Annotated in this window: 11 protein-coding genes; 6 read left to right on the top strand and 5 right to left on the bottom strand. The window is 60.3% G+C overall.

What is annotated here, in order from left to right; genetic code table 11:
* The first annotated feature begins 131 nt into the window (after nucleotides 1-131).
* Nucleotides 132-410: a 30S ribosomal protein S20 gene (gene rpsT / locus HRH33_RS04690; protein WP_016976313.1), complete on the top strand. Its 279-nt coding sequence runs from the start codon at nucleotides 132-134 to the stop codon at nucleotides 408-410.
* Nucleotides 411-764: 354 nt separating this feature from the next.
* Here the strand turns inward: rpsT and HRH33_RS04685 are convergent, their stop codons facing one another.
* Nucleotides 765-1,250, bottom strand: a complete 486-nt coding sequence (locus HRH33_RS04685; protein ID WP_034136813.1) for an FKBP-type peptidyl-prolyl cis-trans isomerase — start codon at nucleotides 1,248-1,250, stop codon at nucleotides 765-767.
* On the opposite strand from HRH33_RS04685, the gene HRH33_RS04680 reads away from it, so the two are divergent.
* From HRH33_RS04680 to HRH33_RS04670, 3 genes are all read left to right on the top strand, one after another.
* Nucleotides 1,249-1,539: a DUF3565 domain-containing protein gene (locus HRH33_RS04680; protein WP_167417769.1), complete on the top strand. Its 291-nt coding sequence runs from the start codon at nucleotides 1,249-1,251 to the stop codon at nucleotides 1,537-1,539. The two genes, HRH33_RS04685 and HRH33_RS04680, sit on opposite strands and share 2 nt — an antisense overlap.
* Before the next feature lie 79 nt (nucleotides 1,540-1,618).
* Complete coding sequence (pta, locus tag HRH33_RS04675; RefSeq protein ID WP_034095809.1) at nucleotides 1,619-3,718, top strand: phosphate acetyltransferase; 2,100 nt, start codon at nucleotides 1,619-1,621, stop codon at nucleotides 3,716-3,718.
* Nucleotides 3,719-4,618: an acyltransferase gene (locus tag HRH33_RS04670; RefSeq protein ID WP_034136812.1), complete on the top strand. Its 900-nt coding sequence runs from the start codon at nucleotides 3,719-3,721 to the stop codon at nucleotides 4,616-4,618.
* A gap of 111 nt (nucleotides 4,619-4,729) precedes the next feature.
* Here HRH33_RS04670 and cysN read toward each other — a convergent pair whose 3' ends face one another.
* From cysN to HRH33_RS04650, 4 genes are all read right to left on the bottom strand, one after another.
* Nucleotides 4,730-6,628: a sulfate adenylyltransferase subunit CysN gene (gene cysN, locus HRH33_RS04665; RefSeq protein ID WP_040267214.1), complete on the bottom strand. Its 1,899-nt coding sequence runs from the start codon at nucleotides 6,626-6,628 to the stop codon at nucleotides 4,730-4,732.
* A 53-nt stretch (nucleotides 6,629-6,681) separates the two neighbouring features.
* Nucleotides 6,682-7,023 (bottom strand): four helix bundle protein, encoded by a 342-nt coding sequence (locus HRH33_RS04660; protein ID WP_167417770.1) that lies wholly within the window; start codon nucleotides 7,021-7,023, stop codon nucleotides 6,682-6,684.
* A gap of 104 nt (nucleotides 7,024-7,127) precedes the next feature.
* Nucleotides 7,128-8,045, bottom strand: coding sequence for a sulfate adenylyltransferase subunit CysD (gene cysD, locus HRH33_RS04655; protein ID WP_005784641.1), 918 nt, complete (start codon nucleotides 8,043-8,045; stop codon nucleotides 7,128-7,130).
* 176 nt (nucleotides 8,046-8,221) lie between these two features.
* Nucleotides 8,222-8,980, bottom strand: a complete 759-nt coding sequence (locus HRH33_RS04650) for a Nif3-like dinuclear metal center hexameric protein (protein ID WP_034095806.1) — start codon at nucleotides 8,978-8,980, stop codon at nucleotides 8,222-8,224.
* Between the two features lie 102 nt (nucleotides 8,981-9,082).
* Here HRH33_RS04650 and algW point away from each other — a divergent pair, with 102 nt between their 5' ends.
* Both algW and HRH33_RS04640 read left to right on the top strand, forming a co-directional pair.
* Nucleotides 9,083-10,237 (top strand): Do family serine endopeptidase AlgW, encoded by a 1,155-nt coding sequence (gene algW, locus HRH33_RS04645; protein ID WP_034095805.1) that lies wholly within the window; start codon nucleotides 9,083-9,085, stop codon nucleotides 10,235-10,237.
* A 112-nt stretch (nucleotides 10,238-10,349) separates the two neighbouring features.
* Entirely contained in the window at nucleotides 10,350-12,443 is a 2,094-nt protein-coding gene (locus HRH33_RS04640; protein WP_167417771.1) for a TonB-dependent siderophore receptor, read from the top strand.
* Nucleotides 12,444-12,445: the final 2 nt, after the last annotated feature.

The raw sequence follows: 12,445 nt of genomic DNA, 5'->3' as shown, positions 1-12,445 counted from the left end.
ATCACCCGCCTCTTCAGATCGACCGCTCAGCAGTTCGCATCAGCCGCCCTTGACAACCCATCAAGTCATCGGCATGATTCGCGGCCTATTTTGTTTGCTATTTCCTAAAAAGTCTTTCGAGGAGCTCGACGGTGGCCAACACACCTTCCGCCAAAAAACGTGCAAAACAGGCTGAGAAGCGTCGCAGCCACAACGCCAGCCTGCGTTCCATGGTTCGTACCTACATCAAGAATGTAGTTAAAGCCATCGACACCAAAGACGCTGAAAAAGCTCAAGCTGCTTACGTTCTGGCTGTGCCAGTTATCGACCGTATGGCCGATAAAGGCATCATCCACAAGAACAAGGCCGCTCGTCATAAGAGCCGCCTGAATGGCCACATCAAGGCTCTGAGCGTTGCTGCAGCAGCCTAAGTGGTAACAACTGCAACGCAACCCAGGTTGCGTAACAGTTAAGAAATGCCCCGTACCGAAAGGTCCGGGGCATTTTTGTTGGGGCCTGAAAATCCCCCCTGCGGGATGTGCGGCTTTTTTGTGGTGAGCGGGCTTGCCCCGCGCTGGGCTGCGCAGCAGCCCCAATACATTCAACGCGCTCCTCCAGACAGAACCCAATCTCAGGTTTTAGGGCCGCTTCGCGCCCCGGCGCGGGGCAAGCCCGCTCACCACAAAAAGCCCGCTAACCACTGGAAACCGGTCAACCAAAAAATGCAGGCAAAAAAACGCCCCGAACCAGTCGGGGCGTTTTGCTACCTATTGATCAAACCACGATCAATGGTGATGACCGCCTTCACCGTGGACGTGGCCGTGGGCCACTTCTTCCTGGGAAGCGTCGCGGATGTCAACGATCTTCACTTGGAAGTTCAGGCGCTGGCCAGCCAGGGGATGGTTGCCGTCGACGGTAACGTCGTCGCCGTCCAGATCACGGATAGTGACGATCTGCATTTGGCCGTCCGGCGCCGAAGCGTGGAACTGCATGCCCACTTCCAACTCATCAACACCTTCGAACATGCTGCGGTTCAGGGTGCTGACCAGTTCGGCGGAATATTCGCCGTAGGCATCTTCAGGTTCCACGGCAACGGTCAGCTCATCACCAACTACTTTGCCTTCCAGGGCCTTTTCCAGGCCAGGAATGATGTTGCCTGCGCCATGCAGGTAGACCAGCGGCGCGCCGCCGGCTGAGCTGTCGATGACCTCACCAGCGTCGTTGGTGAGGGTATAGTCGATGGAGACAGCCTTGTTAGCGGCGATCGTCATGGGGCGAGACCTTTTGCATAAGAATGAAGAACGGACAAGTCTAAACAAGGATTTGCCCGAAAGCGAACAGAACCCGGACGGACGGGGCCGATCAACGGCATCCTACATCGTCGCGTTCCATCAGGACGACAGCGCGCACTGGGTGGCCGAGCTGTCCTGCGGCCACACCCAGCACCTGCGCCACCAGCCGCCTTGGCAATCCCGCGCCTGGGTGCTGGACCCGCGGCAACGCAGTGAAAAAATAGGCCAACGCTTTGCCTGCGGCTGGTGTGCGCAAGCCCGCGAATAGCGATAACCTTGGCACCTGATTCCCGGCAGGCCCTCAGTCATAGAGCGCCACCGAAGCCATGCACCTCCAGAGAATTCGCATGCAGACTTTTTTTATCGCGCCCACCGATTTTGGTGTGGGTCTGACCTCCATCAGCCTCGGGCTGGTGCGCACCCTCGAACGAGCCGGACTGAAAGTCGGCTTCTTCAAGCCAATTGCCCAGCCCCACCCCGGCGACACCGGCCCCGAACGCTCCACCGAACTGGTGGCGCGCACCCACGGCCTCAAGCCGCCACAGCCGTTGGGCCTGGCCCACGTAGAGCGGATGCTCGGCGACGGCCAGCTCGATGAGCTGCTGGAAGAAATCATCACGCTGTATCAGCAGGCCGCCGTGGGCAAGGATGTGCTCATCGTCGAGGGCATGGTGCCGACCCGTAGCGCCAGCTATGCCGCACGGGTCAACCTGCACCTGGCCAAGAGCCTCGACGCGGAAGTGATCCTGGTGTCCGCCCCGGAAAACGAAGTGCTCACCGAGCTGTCCGGCCGCGTGGAGTTGCAGGCGCAACTGTTCGGCGGGCCGAAAGACCCGAAAGTGCTGGGGGTGATCCTCAACAAAGTACGCACCGATGAAAGCATGGAGGCCTTCTCGGCACGCCTGAAGGAGCATTCGCCGTTGTTGCGCAGCGGTGATTTCCGTCTGCTGGGCTGCATTCCCTATCAGCCAGAACTTAACGCGCCACGCACCCGCGACGTCGCCGACCTGATGGGTGCGCAGATCCTCAACGCCGGCGATTACGAAACCCGGCGCATGACTCGCATCATCATCTGCGCCCGCACCATGCGTAACACCGTGGAACTGCTCAAGCCCGGCGTGTTGGTGGTGACCCCCGGCGACCGCGACGACATTATCCTGGCCGTCAGCCTGGCCGCCATCAATGGCGTACCCCTGGCCGGGTTGCTGCTGACCAGCGACACCCTGCCCGACCCGCGCATCATGGACCTGTGCCGCGGCGCCTTCCAGGCCGGGCTGCCGGTGCTGTCGGTGAGTACCGGCTCATACGAAACCGCCAACCTGCTCAACAACCTGAACAAGGAAATCCCCATCGATGACCGCGAGCGCGCCGAGATCATTACCGATTTCGTCGCCAGCCATCTCGATGCGCGTTGGCTGCACCAACGCTGCGGCACGCCGCGGGAGATGCGCCTGTCGCCGGCGGTGTTCCGCTACCAATTGATCCAGCGTGCCCAGGCCGCCAACAAGCGCATCGTTTTGCCCGAAGGCAGCGAACCGCTGACCGTACAGGCCGCCGCTATCTGCCAGGCCCGAGGCATTGCGCGCTGCGTGCTGTTGGCCAAACCGGCGGATGTGGAAGCCGTGGCCCGCGCCCAAGGCATCGAGCTGCCCGAAGGGCTGGAGATTCTCGACCCGGACCTGATCCGCGAGCGTTACGTCGAACCCATGGTGGCGCTGCGCAAGAGCAAGAGTCTCAATGCGCCGATGGCCGAGCAGCAATTGGAAGACACCGTGGTGATCGCCACCATGATGCTGGCCCTGGATGAAGTCGACGGGCTGGTGTCCGGCGTCATCCACTCCACCGCCAATACCATCCGCCCGGCCTTGCAACTGATTAAAACCGCACCAGGTTGCACGCTGGTGTCGTCGGTGTTCTTCATGCTGTTTCCCGAGCAGGTGTTGGTGTACGGCGACTGTGTGATGAACCCGCACCCGAGCGCCGCCGAACTGGCGGAAATCGCCCTGCAGAGCGCCGACTCGGCGCAGGCGTTCGGCATCACGCCACGGGTGGCGATGATCAGTTACTCCAGCGGCGATTCGGCCAGCGGCGAAGAAGTCGAGAAAGTCCGCGAAGCCACGCTGCTCGCCCACGAGCAACAGAGTTCACTGCTGATCGACGGCCCGCTGCAATACGACGCCGCCGCCAATGAAACCGTGGCCCGCCAACTGGCACCTAACAGCCCGGTCGCTGGCAAGGCTACGGTGTTTGTATTCCCGGACCTGAACACCGGCAACACCACCCACAAAGCGGTGCAGCGCAGCGCCGACTGCGTAAGCCTGGGGCCGATGCTTCAGGGCCTGCGCAAACCGGTCAACGACCTGCCGCGCGGCGCCCAGGTCGACGACATCGTGTACACCATCGCGCTGACCGCGATCCAAGCCGCCAATCGACCTATGGATATCTAAATGCTGGATTTTCTACCTGCCGCCGTACGCGGGGTGATCGCCTCGCTGTTGCTGGCGCTGAACACCATCCTGTTGTGTTCGTTCCTGTTTGTCGTGGCGCTGTTCAAGGCCCTGCCCTTCGCCAAGGGGTTCAGCGAATGGCTGATGAACCACACCCATGAGGCCTGGGTGACCAACAACAAGGGTTGGATGAACCTGGTTCAGCGCACGCGCTGGCATGTGAAGGGCCTTGAAGGCCTGGATTATCAGCATTCCTATCTGGTGACCAGCAACCACCAGAGCTGGGTCGACATCATGGTGCTGCAATACGTGCTCAATCGTCGGATTCGCCCACTGAAGTTCTTCCTCAAACAGGAACTGATTTGGGTGCCGGTGATTGGACTGGCGTGGTGGGCCCTGGGCTTTCCATTCATGAAGCGTTACACCAAGGCCTACCTGGAAAAACACCCGGAGAAGAAAGGCAAGGATCTGGAAACCACTCGCAAGACCTGTGCGAAATTTCGCGACAACCCGGTGGGCATCTTCAACTTCGCCGAAGGCACGCGGTTTACGCCGGCCAAACACGCACAGCAGAACTCGCCGTTTCGCTACCTGCTCAAACCCAAGGCCGGCGGTATCGCGTTTGTACTGGATGCCATGGGCGAGCAATTGAAGTCACTGGTGAACGTGACCATTCACTACCCCGCAGGGCGCCCTGGGTACTGGGATTTGCTATGCGGGAAGGTGAAGGACGTGGTGGTGCAGTTTGACGAGGTGCAGATCCCGGTCGAGTTTATCGGCAGGAATTATGAGCAGGATGGGGAGTATCGGCTGGCGTTCCAGGGGTGGATCAATCAGCTGTGGGAAGAGAAGGATGGGTTACTGGACAAGCTACATAAAGACTTCCCAGACAAACGATAATCAAAAGGTGGGAGAGGGCTTGCCCTCGATAGCAGTGTGTCAGTCAGTACATCTGTCACTGGTACATCGCTATCGGGGGCAAGCCCCCTCCCACATTTGATTGCGCGAAGCTTAGATCGCGCCGCGCTGGCGCAACAGCTCCAGCACTTGCTTGACGCTCTCTTCCAGCGATAGGGCCTGGGTGTCGATTACCAGATCGGCGTTCAACGGCACGTCGTATGGGAAGGATTCGCCCGGGATGTTATCCCCACCGGCGGCGTACAGACCTTGCGGGTCACGCTCGGCGCACACCAGCGGCGATGCTTGCACGTAGACCGTCAACAGGCGATCGCTGCCAATCAGCGCCTTGGCCTGCTCGCGACCTTCGGCATCCGGTGCGACGAACGCGGCCAGGGTCAACAGCCCGGCTTCGTTGAACTGACGCGCAACGTGAGCCGCGCGCCGCCAGTTTTCAGTACGCCCGGCGCGATCCTGCGGCAGCCCTTTGTTGAGGTCGTGACGCAGGTTTTGGCCATCCAGCACGAATACCGCGCGGCCCATATCGAACAGCTTGCGCTCGACCGCATAGGCCAGCGTGCTCTTACCGGCGCCCGACAAACCGCTGAACAACACGGTAGCCGGTTGCTGGCCGAAGCGTATGGCGCGCTCTTCGGTTGCCACATGGGCCAACTTGCCGTGGTGCGATGCACTGCCATGGCTGACCGGCGGCGCGATGATCATGCCGGCCGCCACGGTGCCATTGGTCAGGCGATCGATGACGATAAAGGCGCCAGTGGTGCGGTTGCTGTCGTAACCGTCCAGCGCGATGGCGGCGTCGAGGCTCACCTTGACCCGGCCGATCTCATTCAACTGCAACGAACTCGCCGGGCCTTCGGCCAGGGTGTTCACGTCCACGCGGTGCACGATGCTGGTAATGGAACCGGGCACATAGCTGGTGGCGCGCTTGATGTCGTATTTCTTACCCGGCAGCATCGGCTCTTCGGCCATCCACACCAGCATGGCGTCGAACGCGTCGGCCACTTGCGGCACGTTATCGGCATGCACCAGCAGGTCGCCACGGGAGATATCGATTTCGTCTTCCATGGTCAGGGTTACAGCCTGGCCTGGGCCGGCGTGCTCCAGCTCACCCTCGAAGGTGACGATGGATTTGACGCGGCTGCTCTTGCCCGACGGCAGCACCACGACTTCGTCGCCCTTGTGCACGATGCCGCTGGCCAGGGTGCCGGCAAACCCACGGAAGTTCAGGTTCGGACGGTTGACGTACTGCACCGGGAAACGCAGGTCGGTGTAGTTGCGGTCGTTGGCGATCTCGACGGTTTCGAGGATCTCCATCAACGACTGGCCGGTGTACCAAGGCGAACGCTCGCTCTTGTTGACCACGTTGTCGCCCTTGAGCGCCGACATCGGCACGAACGCCATGGTGCTCGGCTTGAACGCGATGCCTTCGGCGAACTTCAGGTAATCGGCCTTGATCGCCTCGAACACGCTTTGGTCGAAGCCGTTGATGTCCATCTTGTTGACGGCAATCACGATGTGCTTGATGCCCAGCAACGAGGCGATATAGCTGTGGCGACGGGTCTGGGTCTGCACACCGTAGCGTGCGTCGATCAGGATGATCGCCAGGTCACAGGTGGACGCACCCGTGGCCATGTTGCGGGTGTACTGCTCATGGCCGGGTGTGTCGGCGATGATGAATTTGCGCTTGGCGGTGGAGAAGTAGCGGTAGGCCACATCAATGGTGATGCCCTGCTCGCGCTCGGCCTGCAAGCCGTCGACCAGCAAGGCCAGGTCGATGTCGTCACCGGTGGTGCCGGACTTCTTCGAATCGCGGGTAATAGCTTCCAGGTGATCTTCGTAGATCATCTTGGAGTCGTGCAGCAGGCGCCCGATCAGGGTGCTCTTGCCGTCGTCGACGTTGCCACAGGTCAGGAAGCGCAACATTTCCTTGCGCTCGTGCTGGCCCAGGTAGGCGAGGATGTCCTCGCTGATCAAATCAGATTGATGGCTCATTGGGTTCAAGCTCCGAGCTGTAAGCTTCAAGCGGCAAGCTTGTCGGCGTACAGCTAGTCAGAAATTTTGTTGATCAGGCCGCAGAGCATTTTTGAGAGCTCGCGAGTTTCTGTAATCCAGTTTTCAGCCAGCGGGCGGGCGATGTAAGCAATGTCGCGACCGATGAGAATCTGTGTCCGTAACTCACCACAAGAAGCCTTCGCTATCCAAAGAAAACGCGCCTTTTCTTTAGCACTACGACGCTCCATACCCTCAGCAATATTAGAGGGCACCGAAAGTGCAGAGCGAGTGATCTGGTCCTTAAAACCAAGATCCCTGCATTGCGCCAACTCCCGGTAGACTCCCACCGCTAAACATTTGCTTCTCTGCCAAACGACCAACTTCTCGAAGTCCATTACGAGTCACTCGATAGCGGCTCGCAACAACCGGCTGCAAGCACCAAACCGCCAAATTACGCATACCGCCTTTAACTTGCAGCTTGCCGCTTGTAACTCGAAACTTAAAAGTACCCCTGACGTTTTTTATCTTCCATAGAGCCGGCGCCATCATGGTCGATGACCCGGCCCTGGCGCTCGGAAGTTCGCGTCAGGAGCATTTCCTGAATGATGTCCGTCAGCGTCTCGGCTTCGGACTCCACCGCGCCCGTCAACGGGTAGCAGCCAAGGGTACGGAAACGTACTTTCTTTTTGACGATGCGGGCTTTGTCTTCGTCGGACAAATGTTCGAGGATGCGGTCGTCGTCGATCATGATCAACGTGCCGTTCTTCTCGATCACTTCACGTTCAGCAGCGAAGTACAGCGGCACGATCGGGATACCTTCGAGGTAGATGTACTGCCAGATGTCCAGCTCGGTCCAGTTGGACAGCGGGAACACGCGGATCGACTCGCCCTTGTTGACGTTGCCGTTGTAGACGTTCCACAGCTCCGGACGCTGGTTCTTCGGGTCCCAGCGGTGTTTGCTGTCGCGGAACGAGTACACACGCTCTTTGGCGCGGGATTTCTCTTCATCGCGACGGGCGCCGCCGAATGCTGCGTCGAAACCATGCTTGTCCAGAGCCTGTTTGAGGCCCTCGGTCTTCATGATGTCGGTGTGCTTGGCGCTGCCGTGGGTGAATGGGTTGATGCCCTGCGCCACACCGTCCGGGTTGACGTGGGTGATCAGGTCCAGGCCCAGTTCTTCGACCATCTTGTCGCGGAACTTGTACATCTCCTGGAATTTCCAGCGGGTGTCGACGTGCATCACCGGGAAGGGCAGCTTGCCCGGAAAAAACGCCTTGCGTGCCAGGTGCAGCATCACGGCAGAGTCTTTACCGATCGAGTAGAGCATCACCGGGTTGTCGAACTCGGCGGCGACCTCGCGGATGATGTGGATGCTTTCCGCCTCCAGCTGTTTCAGATGCGTCAGTTTGTCGACCATGGTTACTCACGGAAAAACGATCTTATGGACGGCCAGCGGGCCGTGTTCGAGCGAGGCATGCTAGCACAGCAACTTCTTCTATTTAGGGCGCCAGCTAGACCGAAACGATATATGAATATGCCGTCAGGTTTGTGTGAAAGCAGGCATCCCCTCCCCATCCGGGTCAGCGTTGTGGTTCAGATCGGGTTGGGGCAATCAATGAATAGATGTTCCAGGGCAAAGCGCCGCGCCAGGTAATCGCCCAGCGCCTGCACACCGTAGCGCTCGGTGGCGTGATGGCCGGCGGCGATGAAACTGATGTCGTTTTCGCGGGCGCTGTGGAAGGTCTGCTCGGAGGCTTCGCCACTGAGAAACAGGTCGACACCGGCGGCAATCGCCTGGTCGATATAGCCCTGGCCGCCACCAGTGCACCAGCCGACGCGCCGGATCATCTCGCTGCCTTCGATCAGCAAAGGCTCGCGGCCCATGACGTCCTGCACGCGGCGAGCGAAATCGCGGGGGGATAGCGGCTCGGCGAGGGAGCCCACCAGGCCGACGACCTTGAGGTTGTCCGGGTCCAGCGGGCCTTCGACGGTGATATCCAACTGGCGCGCCAACTGCACGTTATTGCCGACGTCGGGGTGCAGGTCCAGCGGCAGGTGGTAGGCCAGCAGGCTGATGTCGTGCTTGAGCAGGGTTTTCAGGCGACGCTGCTTCATGCCGGTGATGCACGGGTTTTCGCCTTTCCAGAAATAACCGTGGTGCACCAGTACCAGGTCGGCCTGGGCTTCGACGGCGGCGTCCAGCAGCGCCTGGCTGGCAGTCACGCCGCTGACGATGCGCATCACCTGCGGACGACCCTCGACCTGCAGGCCGTTGGGGCAGTAATCGGCAATTTTTGCACTGCCGAGGTAGCGGTCCGCTTCCTCGACGAGGGTGGTAAGGGGGACGGCCATGAAAGTCTCCTAAATATCCCGTTCAGAGGCGCGCTCAGCCTCGTATAATGCGCGACATTATGGGCGCTCCCCCGCCCCCTGCAACCTGTCAGGACTTACTTGATGCTCAAGGCGCTGCGTTTTTTTGGATGGCCATTGCTGGCCGGCGTGCTGATCGCGATGCTGATCATTCAGCGTTTCCCCCAGTGGGTGGGCTTACCCAGCCTTGATGTGAACCTGCAACAGGCCCCCCAGACCACCACGGTGGTGCAAGGCCCGGTAACCTACGCCGACGCAGTGGTGATCGCCGCCCCGGCGGTGGTCAACCTGTACACCACCAAAGTCATCAACAAACCGGCGCATCCGCTGTTTGAAGACCCGCAATTCCGCCGCTATTTCGGTGACAACGGGCCCAAGCAGCGGCGCATGGAGTCCAGCCTGGGTTCCGGGGTGATCATGAGCCCTGAGGGCTACATCCTCACCAACAACCATGTGACCAGTGGCGCCGATCAGATTGTGGTGGCCCTGCGTGACGGCCGCGAAACCCTGGCCCGTGTGGTGGGCAGTGATCCGGAAACGGACCTGGCGGTGCTGAAGATCGACTTGAAGAACCTGCCGTCGATCACCCTCGGGCGTTCCGATGGCTTGCGCGTGGGTGATGTCGCACTGGCCATCGGCAACCCGTTCGGGGTTGGCCAGACGGTGACCATGGGCATCATCAGTGCCACCGGGCGTAACCAGTTAGGTCTTAACAGCTACGAAGACTTTATCCAGACCGATGCCGCGATCAACCCGGGCAACTCAGGCGGCGCCCTGGTGGATGCCAATGGCAACCTGACCGGCATCAACACGGCGATTTTCTCCAAGTCCGGCGGCTCGCAAGGCATCGGATTTGCGATCCCGGTGAAGCTGGCGATGGAAGTGATGAAGTCGATCATCGAGCACGGCCAAGTAATTCGCGGCTGGCTGGGCATCGAAGTGCAGCCGTTGACCAAAGAGTTGGCCGAGTCGTTCGGCCTGACTGGGCGCCCAGGCATCGTGGTGGCGGGGATCTTCCGCGATGGCCCGGCGCAGAAGGCCGGCCTGCAATTGGGTGACGTGATTCTGAGCATCAACGGAGAACCGGCCGGCGATGGACGCAAGTCGATGAACCAAGTGGCGCGAATCAAACCGACGGATAAAGTCGCAATTCAGGTCATGCGCAATGGCAAAGAGATCAAGTTGTCAGCCGAGATCGGCCTGCGCCCACCGCCAGCCCCGGTAAAAGAAGAGGAATAACCGGCCGCCCCCAGGTGCCCGTTCGCGGGCACTTGCCAGCTGACAGCTCATAGCGATTCATTCTCATTGGGCATGTTATATTGTTTCAATTAAATCATTGGAACGCTCTCTCATGCCGTCTCGAAAAATCGCTCCCATGGCCGGTCTGGCCCTAGGATTGCTGCTGGACCCTGCCTTCGCCGAAGACAACCGCCTGGAACTGGAAGCTATCAGCGTCACGACCGACGCTTATGAATCCGCCACCGGCCCGGTCACGGGCTACCGCGCCACCCGATCCGCCAGCGCGACCAAAACCGACACGGCTCTGCGTGACATCCCACAGTCCATCAGCGTGATTCCCGCCACGGTGCTCAAAGACCTGGGCAGTACCAACGTGGAACGCGCGCTGGAATTCGCCGGCGGGGTGTCCAAGCAAAACAACTTCGGCGGCCTGACCCTGTACGAATACAGCGTGCGCGGTTTCACCACTTCGGAGTTCTACCAGGATGGCTTCAGCGCCAACCGTGGCTACCCGAGCACGCCGGACACCGCCAATATCGAACGCATCGAGGTGCTCAAGGGCCCTGCCGCCAGCCTCTACGGACGCGGCGATCCCGGCGGCACGGTGAATATCGTCACCAAAAAACCTCAACCCGAGGCCTTCACCACCTTGCAAGCCAGCTCAGGCAGTTGGGATCGTTATCGCACCGCACTGGACGTCAACACCCCACTGGACAACGAAGGCAGCGTGCTGTCGAGGGTCAACCTGGCGGTGGAAGACAACCACAGTTTCCGCGATCACGTCGGCAGCAAGCGGGTGTTTGTCGCGCCGTCGTTCAGCTGGCAATTGGACCCGGACACAACCCTGCTGGTGGAAAGTGAATTCGTGCGCCACAGCTCTACCTTCGACCGCGGCATCGTCGACGCTCCCGGCGTATCGCGCCGCACGTTCCTCGGCGAACCCAACGACGGCGATATCGACAACCACAACAACCGCCTGCAAGCGACCCTCGAACATCACCTCAACGACGCCTGGAAACTGCGCCTGGCCAGCCACTACAAACAAGGCAGCCTATGGGGCGATGCTTCGGAAAACCGGGCGCTGAATGCCGACGGTCATACCCTCAATCGCCGTTACCGCGAGCGCTCCATGGGCTGGCATGACAGCATCACCCAGCTGGAACTGCGTGGCCTGTTCGACATCGGCAGTTGGCAGCACGAATTGCTGGTGGGCACTGAATACGAGGACTACCGCAAGAGCGAACGCGTGACTGCGATCGCGGGCAGCTACCCCATCGACCTCTACAACCCGGTCTACGGCCAACCCAAACCCAATGGCGCTCGCTCCGGCACTGACTTCTTCGAGCAGACTAAAAGCCACGCGTTGAACCTGCAGGACCAGATCATTTTCACCGACCGCCTGCGCGGCATGATTGGCGCGCGCTTCGAGCACTTCGAACAAACCCTCGACGACTTCACTCGTAACGCCCCAACCAGTCGACAAACCCACGACGCCCTCACCCAGCGCGCCGGGCTGCTTTACCAGCTCACGCCCGAACTCGGCGTGTTCGCCAACGCTTCAACCTCGTTCAAGCCCAATAGCGGCCTGGACGCCACGGGCAAAACCTTCAAGCCTGAAGAAGGCGTGGGTTATGAAGTGGGGATCAAGAGCGAACTGTTCGACGACCGCCTCAGCGCCACCCTGGCCGCGTTCCATATCGAAAAGGAAAACGTGCTGGCCCTGGACCCGGCCACCAACACCAATCGCGCCATGGGCAAGGCTCGCAGCCAGGGTTTCGACCTGCAACTGAGCGGGCAAGTGACCGACGCGGTGCGCGTGATCGGCGCCTTGGCCTATATCGACGCCGAAGTGACCAAGGGTGACAAAACCATTCCCACGGGCAGCCGCATTCTCGGCGTGGCCAAGCGCAGCGGCAGTCTATTGGGGGTGTATGAATTCCAGGATGGCGCCTTGCGCGGCTCGGATGTGGGCGCAGCGTTCACCTATGTGGGGGATCGCTCGGGTGAGGCCGGCGGTAGCTTTGAACTGCCCGCCTACCACACCGTCGATTTGCTGGCCCATTACAAGGCCACGCAAAACGTGACGGTGGGCCTGAACCTCAACAACCTGTTCGATGAAAAGTACTACGAGCGCTCCTACAGCAATTACTGGGTCAACCCCGGCGAACCGCGCAACCTCACGGTCAGCCTGACCCTCAATCTGTAACG

Origin of the sequence: Pseudomonas rhodesiae (assembly GCF_013285305.1) — a bacterium.
Lineage (GTDB): Bacteria > Pseudomonadota > Gammaproteobacteria > Pseudomonadales > Pseudomonadaceae > Aquipseudomonas > Aquipseudomonas rhodesiae.
This window is presented reverse-complemented; position numbering and strand designations above follow the sequence as displayed.

Bases quoted from the DNA above. Each gene is read 5' to 3' on its own strand.
- HRH33_RS04680 (WP_167417769.1), top strand. From the start codon at position 1,249: ATGGGGCGAGACCTTTTGCATAAGAATGAAGAACGGACAAGTCTAAAC.
- HRH33_RS04685 (WP_034136813.1), bottom strand. From the start codon at position 1,250: ATGACGATCGCCGCTAACAAGGCTGTCTCCATCGACTATACCCTCACC.
- pta (WP_034095809.1), top strand. From the start codon at position 1,619: ATGCAGACTTTTTTTATCGCGCCCACCGATTTTGGTGTGGGTCTGACC.
- HRH33_RS04670 (WP_034136812.1), top strand. From the start codon at position 3,719: ATGCTGGATTTTCTACCTGCCGCCGTACGCGGGGTGATCGCCTCGCTG.
- cysN (WP_040267214.1), bottom strand. From the start codon at position 6,628: ATGAGCCATCAATCTGATTTGATCAGCGAGGACATCCTCGCCTACCTG.
- HRH33_RS04660 (WP_167417770.1), bottom strand. From the start codon at position 7,023: ATGGACTTCGAGAAGTTGGTCGTTTGGCAGAGAAGCAAATGTTTAGCG.
- cysD (WP_005784641.1), bottom strand. From the start codon at position 8,045: ATGGTCGACAAACTGACGCATCTGAAACAGCTGGAGGCGGAAAGCATC.
- HRH33_RS04650 (WP_034095806.1), bottom strand. From the start codon at position 8,980: ATGGCCGTCCCCCTTACCACCCTCGTCGAGGAAGCGGACCGCTACCTC.
- algW (WP_034095805.1), top strand. From the start codon at position 9,083: ATGCTCAAGGCGCTGCGTTTTTTTGGATGGCCATTGCTGGCCGGCGTG.
- HRH33_RS04640 (WP_167417771.1), top strand. From the start codon at position 10,350: ATGCCGTCTCGAAAAATCGCTCCCATGGCCGGTCTGGCCCTAGGATTG.